Annotated in this window: 11 protein-coding genes; 8 read left to right on the plus strand and 3 right to left on the minus strand. The window is 66.6% G+C overall.

Features of this window, described 5'->3' with window-relative positions; all coding sequences use genetic code 11:
• The first annotated feature begins 40 nt into the window (after positions 1-40).
• The 4 genes from V6B15_RS12325 (at position 41) to V6B15_RS12340 (ending at position 8,760) form a co-directional block, all read left to right on the plus strand.
• Positions 41-1,258: a TIGR04063 family PEP-CTERM/XrtA system glycosyltransferase gene (locus tag V6B15_RS12325; RefSeq protein ID WP_334201438.1), complete on the plus strand. Its 1,218-nt coding sequence runs from the start codon at positions 41-43 to the stop codon at positions 1,256-1,258.
• Between the two features lie 28 nt (positions 1,259-1,286).
• Positions 1,287-2,429 carry a hypothetical protein gene (locus V6B15_RS12330; RefSeq protein ID WP_334201439.1) on the plus strand — a complete coding sequence of 381 codons (1,143 nt, stop codon included), beginning with the start codon at positions 1,287-1,289 and terminating at the stop codon, positions 2,427-2,429.
• A gap of 233 nt (positions 2,430-2,662) precedes the next feature.
• Positions 2,663-7,318, plus strand: a complete 4,656-nt coding sequence (gene gltB, locus V6B15_RS12335) for a glutamate synthase large subunit (protein WP_334201440.1) — start codon at positions 2,663-2,665, stop codon at positions 7,316-7,318.
• A gap of 5 nt (positions 7,319-7,323) precedes the next feature.
• Complete coding sequence (locus V6B15_RS12340) at positions 7,324-8,760, plus strand: glutamate synthase subunit beta (protein ID WP_334201441.1); 1,437 nt, start codon at positions 7,324-7,326, stop codon at positions 8,758-8,760.
• A 15-nt stretch (positions 8,761-8,775) separates the two neighbouring features.
• On the opposite strand, the gene V6B15_RS12345 is transcribed toward V6B15_RS12340, so the two are convergent.
• The gene (locus V6B15_RS12345; RefSeq protein WP_334201442.1) at positions 8,776-9,558 is read right to left on the minus strand and encodes an enoyl-CoA hydratase; all 783 of its coding nucleotides are present in this window, start codon (positions 9,556-9,558) and stop codon (positions 8,776-8,778) included.
• A gap of 86 nt (positions 9,559-9,644) precedes the next feature.
• Here V6B15_RS12345 and V6B15_RS12350 point away from each other — a divergent pair, with 86 nt between their 5' ends.
• Positions 9,645-10,424, plus strand: coding sequence for an SDR family NAD(P)-dependent oxidoreductase (locus tag V6B15_RS12350; protein WP_334201443.1), 780 nt, complete (start codon positions 9,645-9,647; stop codon positions 10,422-10,424).
• Position 10,425: 1 nt separating this feature from the next.
• On the opposite strand, the gene V6B15_RS12355 is transcribed toward V6B15_RS12350, so the two are convergent.
• Complete coding sequence (locus V6B15_RS12355) at positions 10,426-11,907, minus strand: serine hydrolase domain-containing protein (protein ID WP_334201444.1); 1,482 nt, start codon at positions 11,905-11,907, stop codon at positions 10,426-10,428.
• A 58-nt stretch (positions 11,908-11,965) separates the two neighbouring features.
• A complete protein-coding gene (ung, locus tag V6B15_RS12360) occupies positions 11,966-12,649 on the minus strand; it encodes a uracil-DNA glycosylase (RefSeq protein WP_334201445.1) in 684 nt (227 codons plus the stop codon).
• Between the two features lie 79 nt (positions 12,650-12,728).
• Between ung and V6B15_RS12365 the strand changes: the two genes are divergently transcribed.
• The 3 genes from V6B15_RS12365 to V6B15_RS12375 are packed head-to-tail and all read left to right on the plus strand — an operon-like array spanning position 12,729 to position 14,587.
• Positions 12,729-13,346: a ribonuclease D gene (locus V6B15_RS12365; protein ID WP_334201446.1), complete on the plus strand. Its 618-nt coding sequence runs from the start codon at positions 12,729-12,731 to the stop codon at positions 13,344-13,346.
• A gap of 24 nt (positions 13,347-13,370) precedes the next feature.
• Positions 13,371-14,039 (plus strand): LPS export ABC transporter periplasmic protein LptC, encoded by a 669-nt coding sequence (locus V6B15_RS12370; protein ID WP_334201447.1) that lies wholly within the window; start codon positions 13,371-13,373, stop codon positions 14,037-14,039.
• Positions 14,039-14,587, plus strand: coding sequence for an LptA/OstA family protein (locus tag V6B15_RS12375; protein ID WP_334201448.1), 549 nt, complete (start codon positions 14,039-14,041; stop codon positions 14,585-14,587). Before V6B15_RS12370 ends, V6B15_RS12375 begins: the two co-directional genes overlap by 1 nt.

Consider the following 14,587-nt stretch of genomic DNA (forward strand, 5'->3'; position numbering starts at 1 on the left):
TGACGCGCCGTTAAGCGTAATGTGACACAGGCACCCATCGATGACCCGCGTGCTGCATATCCTCGATCATTCGCTGCCGCTGCATTCCGGCTATACCTTCCGCACGCGCGCGATCCTCAAGAGCCTGCAGGGCGCCGGGGTCGAGGTGCGCGGCATCACCGGCCAGCGCCATTTCGCCGAGGGACCGCCAGTGGAAGAAGTCGAGGGGCTGACCTTCCTCCGCACGCCCGGCCAGCCGTCGGGCCCGTCCGTCTGGCGCGAATGGCGCGAGATCGAAGCGCTGCGCGCCAGAATCGAACAGGTCGCGCACGAATGGCGCCCCGACATCATCCATGCCCATTCGCCCGCGCTGTGCGGCATGGCGGGTCTGCGCGCCGCGCGCCGCCTGCGCCTCCCCTTCGTCTATGAAATCCGCGCCTTCTGGGAGGATGCGGCGGTCGGCAATGGAACGGGGCGCGCGGGGTCGCTCAAATACCGCCTCACCCGCGCGCTCGAAAACCGCGTGGTGGCGCAGGCCGATGCGGTCTTCACGATTTGCGCGGGACTGCGCGGCGATCTGGTCGCGCGCGGCCACGATGGGGGCAAGATCGCGCTGGCCCCCAATGGGGTGGATCTGACGCTGTTCGGCGACCCGCCGCCGCGCGATGCGGGTTTGGCCGAGACGCTCGGCATCGGGCCGGGACCGGTGATCGGCTTCATCGGCAGCTTCTACGATTACGAGGGCCTGGGCGATCTGATCGCCGCGCTACCGCTGCTGCGTGAGCGCCAGCCGGGGGCCCAATTGCTGCTGGTCGGCGGCGGGCCGATGGACGAAGCCCTGCGCGCGCAGGCTGCGGCATCGCCCGCCAGCGAGGCGATCATCTTCACCGGACGCGTGCCGCATGGCGAGGTCGAGCGCTATTATTCGCTGGTCGACGTGCTCGCCTATCCGCGCAAACGATCGCGCCTGACCGATCTCGTTACCCCGCTGAAGCCGCTCGAGGCCATGGCCCAGCGGCGCATCGTCGCCGCTAGCGATGTCGGCGGGCACCGCGAACTGATCGAAAACGGCGTCACCGGCCTGCTTTTCCCGCCCGACGATCCCGCCGGCATGGCCGAGGCGCTGGCGGGGTTCATCACCGCGCGGGAGCGCTGGCCGGCGATGCGTGAGGCGGGTCATGCGCATGTCGCGCAAGCCCATGATTGGGCTAGGAACATTGATCGTTATCGGGCCGTTTACCAGAATCTGCTAACCCGTGATTCTTCCGCGGTCGCCTGAGCCGCATGCAACGAGTATTACCACGCCGATGAATGCCGCGACGCACTCTGCACCGATCAGCAGCCACCCTGCTTTCAAATGGGGTGTCGGCGCATGGTTTGCGCTGCTGCTCGGTCTTGGCCTCTTCGTCATGCCTGCAGCGGTCCACCTGCTGATGGCCGAACGCCTCGGCGTTGCCGACATTCTGGCGGATGCAGACGTGCGCCGTTTGGCGCTGTCCGCCGCCGCTGCGGGGCTTGGCCTGCTGATCGGGCTGGCCATCGCGATGCGCGTGACCGCCATCAACGAGGCCATGGGGGATGACGACGATGCGGATTATGCGGACGAGCCCGGCGGTGTCTGGCTGCACGATGATGGCGCGCAGGATGCGCCTCCGCTCCGCAAGACCGGCCCGCGCCGCCCTTTCAATCCGCGCGAGGACATGGCCGAGGAAGGTATTCGCCCGGCCGAGGACCCGCCCGAGGACGCCGACAGCGAAGAAGTCCTGCTCGCCGATGCCCCGCAGCCCGACGATGCAATGACGCAATTGTGGCACGAAGAGGCAGGTGCCGGCACCGCGCCCGAGTGGCCGGACGAACCCGCAGCGGCGGACGCTAACGAAATGGAAATCTCGGTCTTCGACAAGTTCAAGGCCGAAACCGCGCCAGCACCGATCGCGGACAATTGGGAGGAGCCCGTGGCTTCATTCGGGGGGGACCCGTGGGAGGAGTGGCAGAACGTCGGGCCGAAAGTGGCCGATGGCGATCCAATCGCCGATCCCATTGGCAATCTCGATAGCTCGGACGAAAGCGCTTTCGACAATTCGGACGATGATCCCACAAGTCCGGACGAAAAAGGCTTCGACGAGCCCGCGCCCCCAGCGCCCCCAGTACCCCCCGCATCCACTGAAGAGGTCGCCCCGTCCGACCCTGCGCCAAACCCGGTTCCGGCCGCGGCGCTGGGCGATCTGCCGCTCGACAAGCTCACCGAACGCCTCGGTTCGGCCCTCAAGGCCTTCCAGTCCGGCCCATCGGCGGAAGAGCAGGAAGATTCGGATATGGTGATCGCTTTCCTGCGCCGCGAGGCCGAGCGCGATGCACCCGAATCGCGTCGGGGCGAGACATCCGACGATCCGCAGGCCGAACTGCGCAGCGCGCTCGACAAGCTCAGCCGCGTCGGCAAGCCCGACTAGGCTGATCACCGGGCCCAGCCCGCCCCCCCGCTAACGCGCCGTATAAAGCGGAAAACTTGGCGGCTGCGAAATTTTGCTTCGCTTCTCGCAGTTGCAAAATCCCGATCCGGTCGGCATTACGATCCTTCGCGCAATTTTGCTGGTGCCGTGATGGGCACCGCTCGACCATGCTCCCGGCTGCCCCGCACCCCATGCGAGGCCGGTGGGCGGGCACGAAGGAGGACGCATCGCTGATGGGACGCACGCCGCCCCAAACCGTAACGGGTCTCTACGATCCGCGTAACGAACACGACGCCTGCGGTGTCGGCATGGTCGCGCATATCAAGGGCGCGAAGAGCCATGCCATCGTCACGCAGGCGCTCGAGATTCTTGCCAATCTCGACCACCGCGGTGCGGTCGGTGCCGATCCGCTGCTGGGCGACGGTGCGGGGATCCTGCTGCAGGTACCCGACCCGCTGTTGCGCAAATGGGCCGCCGATCACGGCCACGACCTGCCGCAGGAGGGCGACTATGCCGTCGCCATGTGCTTCCTCCCGCAGCCAACCGAAGCGCGCGAATTCGTCGAGCGCCAGCTCGAACGGTTCGTCGAAAAGGAAGGCCAGCGCCTCATCGGCTGGCGCGATGTCCCGACCACGCTCGATGGCCTCGGCAAGGCAGTCGTCGATTCGATGCCCGTCATCCGCCAGTGCGTGATCGCGCGCGGCCCCGATTGCGCCGACCAGGATGCTTTCGAGCGCAAGCTGGTCGTGATCCGCAAACAGACGCTCAACCCGCTTGCCGCGCTCGAGCACAAGCACGGCATCGCCGGTCTATCGACCGCCTATATCCCGAGCTTTTCCAGCCGCACCGTGGTTTACAAGGGCCTGTTGCTGGCGAACCAGGTCGGCAGTTTCTACGACGATCTGCGCGATCCCGATTGCGTGTCCGCACTCGGCCTCGTCCACCAGCGCTTCAGCACCAATACCTTCCCCAGCTGGCGGCTGGCGCATCCCTATCGCTTCATGGCGCATAATGGCGAGATCAACACGGTTCGCGGCAATGTGAACTGGATGGAAGCGCGCCGCCGGACGATGGAAAGCGAGCTGCTCGGCGCCGATCTCGACAAGATGTGGCCGCTGATCCCGCATGGCCAGTCGGACACCGCCTGCCTCGACAACGCACTCGAACTGCTGGTCGCGGGCGGTTACAGCCTCGCGCATGCGATGATGATGCTGATGCCCGAGGCCTGGGCCAAGAATCCGTTGATGGATCCGGCCCGGCGCGCGTTCTACGAGTATCACGCCGCGCTGATGGAACCCTGGGACGGCCCCGCTGCGGTGTGTTTCACCGACGGCAAGCAGATCGGCGCCTGCCTCGACCGCAACGGCCTGCGCCCCGCGCGCTGGTGCACGACCAAGGACGATCTCGTGGTGCTTGCCTCGGAAAGCGGCGTGCTGCCGTTCGACGATGCCGATATCACGCGCAAGTGGCGGCTCCAGCCGGGCCGCATGCTGCTGATCGATCTCGAACAGGGCCGGATCGTCGAGGACGAGGAGCTCAAGACCGAGCTGGCCAACGCCGCGCCTTATGAAAAATGGCTCGAAACGGCGCAGTACAAACTCAAGGACCTCGACCGGATCGAGCCCGACCTGAGCGAGATCCCCACCGCCACCACCAGCCTGCTCGAACGCCAGCAGGCCTTCGGCTATACGCAGGAAGACATCGGCCGCTTCCTCGAGCCGATGGCGCAGGGCGGCGAGGACCCGATCGGCTCGATGGGGACCGACACGCCCATCGCGGTTCTGTCCGACCGCAGCCGCCTGCTCTACGACTATTTCAAGCAGAACTTCGCGCAGGTCACCAATCCGCCGATCGACCCGATCCGCGAGGAACTGGTGATGAGCCTGTTGTCGATGATCGGCCCGCGGCCCAATCTGCTCGGCCGCGATGCGGGCACGCACAAGCGGCTCGAAGTCAGCCAGCCGATCCTCACGAACGAAGGTCTGGCGAAGATCCGCTCGGTCGAAGCCGCGCTGGACGGTGCCTTCCGCACTGCGACCATCGACATCACCTGGGATGCCTCGACCGGCGCCGAGGGCCTCGCCATGGCGCTCAAGGAAATGTGCTGGGCGGCGACCGAAGCGGTGCTTGGCGATGCCAACATCCTGATCCTGTCCGATCGCGGCCAGGGGCCTGACCGCATTCCCATGCCCGCACTGCTGGCGACCGCGGCGGTGCATCACCAGCTGGTGCGCCAGGGTCTGCGGATGCAGACCGGGCTCGTGATCGAAACCGGCGAAGCGCGCGAAGTGCATCATTTCTGCGCGCTCGCGGGTTACGGCGCCGAGGGGATCAACCCCTATGTCGCCTTCGAGACGCTCGAGGATTTGCGCGCCCGGCGCTTCCCCGAACGCGACCCGGCCGACGTGCGCCAGAACTTCGTCAAGGCAGTCGGCAAGGGCATTCTCAAGGTCATGTCCAAGATGGGCATCTCGACCTACCAGTCCTATTGCGGCGCACAGATCTTCGACGCGGTCGGGCTCAATTCCGAATTCATCGATACCTATTTCACCGGCACGGCGACCACCATCGAGGGCATCGGCCTTGCCGAAGTGGCCGAGGAAGCGGTGCAGCGTCACGCGCAGGCTTACGGCGACAATCCGCTGTACAAGGGCATGCTCGATGTCGGCGGGATCTACCAGTACCGCCTGCGCGGCGAAGCGCATGCCTGGACCCCGCAATCGGTGGCGCAATTGCAGCACGCGGTGCGCGGCAACGATGTGAAGAATTACGAGGAATTCGCGCGCTCGATCAACGAGCAGAGCGAACGCCTGCTGACCATCCGCGGGCTGATGGAACTGACGCCCGCCGAACAGCCGCTGAGCCTCGACGAGGTCGAACCCGCGGTCGAGATCGTCAAACGCTTCAGCACCGGCGCGATGAGCTTCGGCTCGATCAGCCACGAGGCGCATTCGACACTCGCCATCGCGATGAACCGTCTCGGCGGCCGCTCGAACACCGGCGAAGGCGGCGAGGAGCCCGAACGCTTCCGCCCGCTCGACAATGGCGATTCGATGCGCAGCCGGATCAAGCAGGTCGCCAGCGGCCGCTTCGGCGTGACCACCGAATATCTGGTCAATTCGGACGATATCCAGATCAAGATGGCGCAGGGCGCAAAGCCCGGCGAAGGCGGCCAGCTGCCCGGTCACAAGGTCGACAAGCGGATCGGCGCGGTGCGCCATGCCACGCCCGGCGTCGGCCTGATCTCGCCCCCGCCGCATCACGACATCTATTCGATCGAAGATCTCGCGCAGCTGATCCACGATCTGAAGAACGTCCAACCAAAGGCGCGCATTTCGGTCAAGCTGGTGTCCGAAGTGGGTGTCGGCACGGTCGCCGCGGGCGTTTCGAAGTCCAAGGCCGACCATGTCACCATTTCGGGCTATGACGGCGGCACGGGTGCCAGCCCGCTGACCAGCCTGACCCATGCGGGCAGCCCGTGGGAAATCGGTCTCGCAGAAACGCAGCAGACGCTGCTGCTCAACGATCTGCGCAGCCGGATCGCGGTGCAGGTCGACGGCGGGTTGCGGACCGGGCGCGATGTCGCGATCGGCGCGCTGCTCGGCGCGGACGAATTCGGTTTTGCCACAGCCCCGCTGATCGCGGCGGGCTGCATCATGATGCGCAAGTGCCATCTCAACACCTGCCCGGTCGGGGTCGCCACGCAGGACCCGGTGCTGCGCAAGCGCTTCACCGGCACCCCCGAACACGTCATCAACTACTTCTTCTTCGTCGCCGAGGAATTGCGCGCGATCATGGCCGAGATGGGTTTCCGCACGGTCGAGGAAATGATCGGCCGTGTCGACCGTCTCGACATGCGCCGGGTTGAACGCCACTGGAAGGCGCATGGCGTCGATCTCAAGCGCATCCTCCATGCGGTTCCGCTCGAGGAGAACCAGCAGCTGTTCCAGACCGAAACGCAGGACCATGGCCTTGCCGCGGCACTCGATGTCGAACTGATCGAGGCCTGCAAGCCCGCGATCGAGAGCGGCCAGGCGGTTCATCTGACGCGCCGGATCCGCAATGTAAACCGCACCGTCGGCGCCATGCTGTCGGGCCGGATCGCCGAAGCGCATGGTCATGCCGGGCTCCAGCCCGACACCATCCGGATCGATTTCACCGGGGTTGCCGGACAGAGCTTCGGCGCATGGCTCGCGCATGGCGTCGCGATCAGCCTGACCGGCGATGCCAATGACTATGTCGGCAAGGGCCTGTCGGGCGGCCGGATCATCGTCCGCCAGCCCGAAGACGCCCCGCGTGCGCCGGGCGAAAACATCATCGTCGGCAACACCGTGCTGTATGGCGCGATCGCGGGCGAGGCCTATTTCGAAGGCGTCGCGGGCGAACGCTTCGCGGTGCGCAATTCGGGTGCGGTCGCGGTGGTCGAGGGCACGGGCGATCATGGCTGCGAATACATGACCGGCGGGGTGGTTTGCGTGCTGGGTCCCACGGGCCGCAATTTCGCCGCCGGGATGAGCGGCGGGATCGCCTATGTCTATGATCCCGACCGCCGCTTCGAAGCGCTGTGCAATCCGGCTCAGGTCGACGTGGTCGATGTCCAGCCGGGCGACGGGACAGGTGCCGAACGCAGCTGGGGCAATCCGCAGCAGCGCCCGGTCTCGGTCGAGAACTGCGGCATGGGCGATCCGCTCTACCATGACGCGGAACGGCTCAAGGTCCTGGTCGAGCGGCACTTGCTGCACACCGGCTCGGCCAAGGCCAAGGCATTGCTCGACGACTGGACCAGCGAGCTCGGCAATTTCCGCAAGGTGATGCCGCGCGATTACCAGCGTGCGCTCAAGGCACTCGAAGACGAACGCGAACAGGCCGCAATGGAAGCGGCGGAGTAAGGGTCATGGGCAAGGAAACCGGCTTTCTCGAATACGATCGGCTCGAGCGCACCTATCTCGACCCGCAGGAACGGCTGACGAACTACAAGGAGTTCACGCTCCCGCTGTCGGAGGACGAGCTGCGCCAGCAGGCCGCGCGCTGCATGAATTGCGGCATTCCCTATTGTCACAACGGCTGTCCGGTGAACAACCTCATCCCGGACTGGAACCACCTCGTTTACGAGGACGACTGGAAGAACGCGCTCGACGTACTGCATTCGACCAACAATTTCCCCGAGTTTACCGGCCGCGTCTGCCCCGCCCCGTGCGAGGCCGCCTGCACGCTCAACATCGTCGATTCGCCGGTGGCGATCAAAAGCATCGAATGCGCGATCATCGACCGCGGCTTCGAGGAAGGCTGGGTCAAACCCGAGCTGCCCGAACGGCGCAGCGGGAAATCGGTCGCGGTGGTCGGCAGCGGACCCGCGGGCCTCGCCTGCGCGCAGCAGCTGGCGCGCGCAGGCCATGCGGTCACCGTGTTCGAGAAAAGCGACCGGATCGGCGGCTTGCTGCGTTACGGCATTCCCGACTTCAAGATGGAAAAGCACCTGATCAACCGCCGCGCGGTGCAGATGGAGGCCGAAGGCGTCCAGTTCCGCACGTCGAGCGAGGTCGGGGTCGAAGTCAGCTTCCAGGCGCTGCAGGAAAATTTCGACGCGGTTGTGCTGGCGGGGGGCGCCGAAGAAGCGCGCATGCTCGACATTCCCGGCTCCGAACTCAACGGCGTGCGGCTGGCGATGGAATTCCTGACCCAGCAGAACAAGCGCAATGCCGGCGACGACGAAGTCCGCGCCGCCCCGCGCGGTTCGCTCACCGCGACCGGCAAGCATGTCATCGTGATCGGCGGCGGCGACACCGGCAGCGACTGCGTCGGCACCAGCAACCGCCAGGGCGCGGCAAGCGTAACCCAGCTCGAGATCATGCCCAAGCCGCCCGAGAAGGAAGACAAGGCGCTGACCTGGCCCGACTGGCCGCTCAAGCTGCGCACCTCGTCGAGCCACGAGGAAGGCGTCGACCGCGACTGGGCGGTGCTGACCAAACGAGTGGTCGAGGACAATGGCGATGTCGCCGGTCTCGAATGCGTCCGCGTCGAATGGAAAGACGGCCGCATGCAGGAAGTCGCGGGCAGCGAGTTTACGCTCAAGGCCGACCTGATCCTGCTCGCGATGGGCTTCACCGGGCCCAAGCGGCGCGGATTGCTCGATCGCGCAGGCGTCGATCTCGACGGGCGCGGCAATGTCGCGGCGGATACCGAATGGTATCTCACCAGCGAGGCGAATGTGTTCTCCTGCGGCGACATGCGGCGCGGGCAAAGCCTGGTGGTCTGGGCGATCCGCGAAGGGCGGCAATGCGCCCGCGCGGTCGACAAGGCGCTGATGGGCGCGAGCGAACTGCCCCGCTGAGCTAGCCCCGCTGAGCTAGTTCTGCGTGCGTCCGCGCGCCTGCACTGCGGCGCGGCGGGCCTCGACCTCTGCTGGACTGACCGCGCTATTCGCCGCCGAGGAGAGCCGGTGCTCGATCGCCAGCCCCTCGCCCATGCTTGCGGCATAGCCTTCGTCGATCAGCTGCTTGTAGCTGGCAAGGAAGGCGGGATCGATGCCCGCCATATCAGCCGCGATCCGCCGCGCCTCGGGCAACAGGTCTTGCGGCGCGACCACGCGGTTGACCAGCCCCCAGCGCTCGGCCGTATCGGCATCGAGGAAGTTGCCGGTGAAGCTCAATTCCTTCGCCCGGCTGATCCCGATGATGCGCGACAGTTTCTGCGACAACCCCCATCCCGGCACGATCCCGACGCGCGCATGCGTGTCGGCGAAGCGGGCATTGCTGCTGGCGATCAGCACGTCGCAGGCCAGCGCGACTTCGAACCCGCCGGTAATCGCGACGCCATTGATCGCGCCGATCACCGGCTTGCGGCAGCTCTCGATCGCCTTGACCGGGTTTTCATCCGCCCCTGCGGCATTGGCCGCCCCCAGCGCACCTTCTTCCGCCCCCAATTCCTTGAGGTCGAGCCCGGCGGTGAAGGCCCGTGTGCCCGCGCCGGTCAGGATCACCGCGCGCACGGCTTCATCGGCATCGAGTGCGGTCATCACCGCATAGAGCCGGTGGCGCAGCGCTTTCGACAGCGCGTTCATCGCTTCGGGGCGGTTCAGGGTAACGGTGGCGATCCCGTCGGCGATCTCGGTCAGGACAAGGTCGGTCATGCCAGGCAGCCTAGCGAACAAGTTGCATCTTGCAATCTTTCCCCTGCTGCCCTTCACTGGCAGCGGAGCGAGAGGAGATTAGGACTATGGCTTTCAAACCCTTCGACCTGACGGGCAAGGCGGCAGTGATAACCGGCGGTAATGGCGGGATCGGGCTGGGCATGGCCGAAGGGCTTGCGGCAGCCGGCGCCGACATCGCGATCTGGGGACGCAATGCGGACAAGAACGCCGCCGCGCTCGAACGCCTCAAAGCGCATGGTACGCGCGTGGAGGCGCTGGAGGTCGATGTCGCCGATGAACAGGCAGTGGTCGATGCCATGGCCGAAAGCCTGTCACGCCTTGGCCGGATCGACAGCTGCATCGCCAATGCCGGCGTCGGCGGGGGCGCGCCGCTGATCGAGCAGACGACCGAGCAGTGGCGCAAGGTCACCGCGGTCAATCTCGATGCGGTGTTCTGGACCTTCCGCGAGGCGAGCAAGCACATGGTCGCGCGCGCGGAGAGCGGCGACACGGGCGGTTCGCTGCTGGTCACCTCGAGCGTGTCGGCAATCCACGGCGCGCCGCAGAACCAGGCTTATGCTGCGACCAAGGCGGGCGTGCTGGCGATGGTCCGCGGCACCGCGGTTGAACTCGCGCGCTACGGTATCCGTGCCAATGCCGTCCTGCCGGGCTGGATCGCCACCGACATGACCGAGCGGCTGCAGAACTGGGACGCCTTCAACGAGAAAGCGATCGGCCGCGTGCCGATGCGCCGCTGGGGCGAGGGCGAGGACTTTGCGGGCATCGCGGTCTATTTCGCGAGCGATGCCAGCCGTTTCCATACCGGCGATTCGGTGGTGATCGACGGGGGCTATTCGATCTTCTGAGCTAAAGCCCGCGCAGCCGGCGCGAGGAATTGGAGTGCTGGTGGACCGCGTGGATATTGCCCGCGCGGTCCCGTTCGAAGACGACTTCGTCGCGTTCTTCGCCGGTGTCGGTGACGACGCGGAACCGGTCGCCGCCCAGCGGTTTGAGCCGCCACATCGCCTTCGCCGGTTCATCCGCATCGGCGGCGAGCCAGGTCAGCCCGCCCGCCCAAGGGATCAGCATATAGTCCGCGCTCCAGGGCTGCCCGTCATAGACCCCGGCATAGTCGGCCAGATCGACGCCCTCGACCGCGGCAAAGGGCTTGGCCCCGCCCCGCGCCTTGATCAGCGCGGCGATGCCATAGGCAAGCGCGCCCGGATCATCCATCGCGTTCATCGCGACCGCAACCGCCATTTCCTCGCTCGGCGCGATCATCAGCGAGCTGCGATAGCCGGGACAGGAACCGCCATGGCCAACCACCGTCGTGTCGCCTTCCCGGCGCACCGCGAAACCAAGCCCCCAGCTGGTTTCCCAATCGGGCGAGATATAATGGACCCGCTGCATCTCGCGCAGCGTCGAGGCGCGCAGGACTTCGGCCTCGCCCGATTTCGCCAGGCGGAAGGTCCAGCTGGCGAATTTGGCCAGATCGGCGACGCTGGCGCTGAACCCGGCGGCAGGCGTGATCCCCGCCGGATCGAACAGGTCGATCTGCGGGCGCGTGCCCTGCGCCGTCAGCGCGCCCCAGCCGACCGCCAGCTGCCCGCCATACAGCGCGCCGGGAAGCCCGGGCCGCGTATCCTCCAGGCCAAGCGGATCGAGGATGTTTGCGGTCACGTAGTCGGCGAAGCGTTGGCCGCTTACCGCCTCGACCGTTTCGCCGACCAGCGTCAGGCCGAGGTTCGAATATTGCCAGGTGGTCGAGGCAGGATAGAGCGGCGCCTGCGAGCCGATCTTCGCGCGGACCTCGGACTGGCTGGGGAAGGGATAGTCGGGCCCGGTCCAATAGGGATAGTCCGATTCGCGCGGCAGCCCGGCAGAATGGGTCAGCGCGCCGCGCAGGGTCACCGGCACGCTGTCACGCGGATCGTCCGCCAGCGTGGCCCAGGGCAGATAATGCGCGATCGGCGTGTCGAGCGCGACCTTGCCCTGCTCCCACTGCTGCATCAGCGCGACCGCGGTGAACAGCTTGGAAATCGAACAGATCGAATAGATCGTGTCGGCACTCGCGGGCATCTGGCGCGCGCGGTCGGTGGTGCCGAAGCCGCGCGCCCAGACGGTCCGGTCGCCCTGCGCCACTGCGGCGGAGACCGCGGGGATATTGCGATATTGCCGCTGGCCTTCGACCCATAGCTCGGCCGCGCGCATCGCTTCGGCCAGCGCCTCGGCCCGGGCGGCATCGGGGGTGCCCGCTTCGGCATGGTGATCGCCGCCAGTGCGAGCCTGCGCCGGAACCACCATTCCCAGTACGGCCAGCGCCGCGCCTGCCTTGAATATCGCCTTCATCGCCATGGTCCCCCTGTCGCTTGCGCCAAGTCTCGTACAGGCGCGGGGCGATGGCAAGTCACACCGCCCAGTCGATCGGAGTGCGGCCGTGTTCGGCAAGGAAGGCATTGGTCCGGCTGAACGGACGCGAGCCGAAAAATCCCCGATGCGCCGACAGCGGGCTGGGGTGCGGGCTCTCGATCACGCAATGGCGTGGATTGCGCAAGTGCTCGATCCGCTGCGCCTTGGCCTGCGCATGGCTGCCCCACAGGATGAACACCGCGGGCTCCTCGCGCGCCGCCACTGCCGCCACGCAGGCATCGGTGATCGCACCCCAGCCGCGCTTTGCATGGCTGCCCGCTTTGCCGCCCTCGACCGTCAGCGTGTTGTTGAGCAGCAGCACGCCCTGCCGCGCCCATTTGCTCAGATCGCCATGCGCGGGGCGCGCGATGCCGAGGTCGGCTTCCAGCTCCTTGTAGATGTTCACGAGGCTTGGCGGGACCTTCACCCCTTCGGGCACTGCGAAGCACAGGCCCATCGCCTGCCCCGGCCCATGATAGGGATCCTGCCCGAGGATCACGACCTTCACCGCGTCGAGCGGGGTCAGTTCGAGCGCCGCCAGGCGGCCGCCGCGCGGCGGATAGACCGGTTTGCCCGCGCGCTCTTCCTCGACCAGGAATCCGCCCAATTGCCGCGCCTGCGGGGTCGCCAGCACCGGGCCCAGCGCGGCCTGCCAGCTTTCGGGGATCGTGTCGGTCGCCATAGGGAGAGGACTAAGCCGCCCGGACGCGCCTCGCCAGCACCCCTTCCCACCAATCCCCAATCGGCCTAAGGCCGCGCGCATGGCAGTGCATTTCCACGAAGAAGACCTCCCCGCAGGCGTCCTCGCCGATGGCCCCGTGGCCGTCGATACCGAAACCATGGGTCTCGTCACGATCCGCGACCGGCTGTGCGTCGTCCAGATCAGCGACGGCAAGGGCGACGAGCATCTCGTGCGCTTTGCGCCCGACAGCGATTACGACGCGCCCAATCTCAAGGCGGTGCTGGCCGATCCCGCACGGCTCAAGCTGTTCCATTTCGCACGCTTCGACCTCGCCGCGATCGAGTATTACCTCGGGGTGGAAGCGACGCCCTGCTATTGCACCAAAATCGCCAGCAAACTGGTGCGCACCTATACCGACCGTCATGGGCTCAAGATGCTGGTCGAGGAATTGCTCGGCGAAAGCATCTCCAAGGCGCAGCAGTCGAGCGACTGGGGCGGCCCCGAACTCAACGACGCGCAGCGCGAATACGCTGCGAGCGACGTGCGCTACCTCCACCGGATGAAGGACGAGCTCGACCGCCGGCTGGCGCGCGAGGGCCGCACCGAACTGGCGCAGGCCTGCTTCGACTTCCTCCCCACCCGCGCGCGGCTCGACGTGGCGGGCTGGGCCGAGCACGACATCTTCAGCCACATGTAAGGATCACGCGGGCAGGCGACACGCATGGCATTCCGGCAACGCAGGATCGAAACGGCAGAAGCCCAGGAGCGGCGCCACGAGCGCCAGCACTGGGCCGAGCCCGGCGGGGCGCATGATCGCCTCGTCGCTTTCCTTGCGCGCGCGTTGCCAATGGCTGTCGGCGTGCTGGCGGCCTTGATGGTCATCACCCCGCTCTCGCCGCGCGGCGAGATCAGCTTCCTGCTCGACCGCAACAAGGTGGCGATCATCTCTGAACGCCTGCGCGTCGACAATGCGCTCTATCGCGGGGCCGACAACCAGAACCGCCCGTTTTCGCTGACCGCGGGCGAGGCGGTCCAGCGCTCGAGCGCGGAAGGACTCGTGCGGATGGACGATCTGGTCGCGCGGCTCTTGCTCGACGATGGCCCCGCGCGGCTGAGCGCCGAAGCCGGGCAATATGACATCGACAAGGAAGTGGTTTCGATCACCGGGCCGATGCGCATGCAGGCCGCCGATGGCTATCGCATGCTGGCGCGCGGCGTCTCGGTCGACCTCGCCAACAAGCTGCTGGTCGGTGCGGGGGGCGTTGAGGGGGAAATTCCCGCCGGGACCTTCAGCGCCGACCGTTTGACCGCCGATCTGTCGGCGCGCACCATAACCCTGTCGGGCAATGCGCGGCTGCGCATGGAGCCCGGAAAGCTGAGGATGCCGTAATGAAGCCCCTGCTCCCCACCATCGCCCGCTGGGGCATCGGTTCGTTCGCGGTCACGGCGGTCGCCTTTGCCGGAATGCAGCTCTCCGCGCAGTCGATCGCGGGGCACAATTCGGATGCGCCCGTGTCCTATGCCGCCGACCGGATCGAGCTGCAGGACCGCGAAAACCGCGTCGTTCTGTCGGGCAATGTCGCGATCACCCAGGCCGGGCTCAACCTCAATGCGGCGCGGACCATCGTCAGCTACTCGGATGCCGGCACACTCAAGATCCAGCGCATCATGGCCACCGGCGGGGTCAATGTAACCCGCGGCAACGAACGCGCGCGCGGCGATACCGCTGTTTATGACTTCAATCGCCGCATCATCACCATGGCGGGCAATGTCCGGCTCAACCGCGGCGGCGATACGCTCAATGGCGGACGGTTGGTGATCGATCTCGCCTCGGGCGTGTCGAGCGTCGACGGGCGTGCCAGCGGATCGTCCTCGGTTACGGGCGAAGGCCAGTCGGGCGGCCGGGTCACCGGGACCTTCTCGGTCCCCGAAGGCTGA

This window comes from Qipengyuania sp. Mu-71, from assembly GCF_036867055.1.
Lineage (GTDB): Bacteria > Pseudomonadota > Alphaproteobacteria > Sphingomonadales > Sphingomonadaceae > Qipengyuania > Qipengyuania profunda.

Coding starts and splice junctions, on each gene's coding strand:
- V6B15_RS12325 (WP_334201438.1), top strand. CDS start 41: ATGACCCGCGTGCTGCATATCCTCGATCATTCGCTGCCGCTGCATTCC.
- V6B15_RS12330 (WP_334201439.1), top strand. CDS start 1,287: ATGAATGCCGCGACGCACTCTGCACCGATCAGCAGCCACCCTGCTTTC.
- gltB (WP_334201440.1), top strand. CDS start 2,663: ATGGGACGCACGCCGCCCCAAACCGTAACGGGTCTCTACGATCCGCGT.
- V6B15_RS12340 (WP_334201441.1), top strand. CDS start 7,324: ATGGGCAAGGAAACCGGCTTTCTCGAATACGATCGGCTCGAGCGCACC.
- V6B15_RS12345 (WP_334201442.1), bottom strand. CDS start 9,558: ATGACCGACCTTGTCCTGACCGAGATCGCCGACGGGATCGCCACCGTT.
- V6B15_RS12350 (WP_334201443.1), top strand. CDS start 9,645: ATGGCTTTCAAACCCTTCGACCTGACGGGCAAGGCGGCAGTGATAACC.
- V6B15_RS12355 (WP_334201444.1), bottom strand. CDS start 11,907: ATGAAGGCGATATTCAAGGCAGGCGCGGCGCTGGCCGTACTGGGAATG.
- ung (WP_334201445.1), bottom strand. CDS start 12,649: ATGGCGACCGACACGATCCCCGAAAGCTGGCAGGCCGCGCTGGGCCCG.
- V6B15_RS12365 (WP_334201446.1), top strand. CDS start 12,729: ATGGCAGTGCATTTCCACGAAGAAGACCTCCCCGCAGGCGTCCTCGCC.
- V6B15_RS12370 (WP_334201447.1), top strand. CDS start 13,371: ATGGCATTCCGGCAACGCAGGATCGAAACGGCAGAAGCCCAGGAGCGG.
- V6B15_RS12375 (WP_334201448.1), top strand. CDS start 14,039: ATGAAGCCCCTGCTCCCCACCATCGCCCGCTGGGGCATCGGTTCGTTC.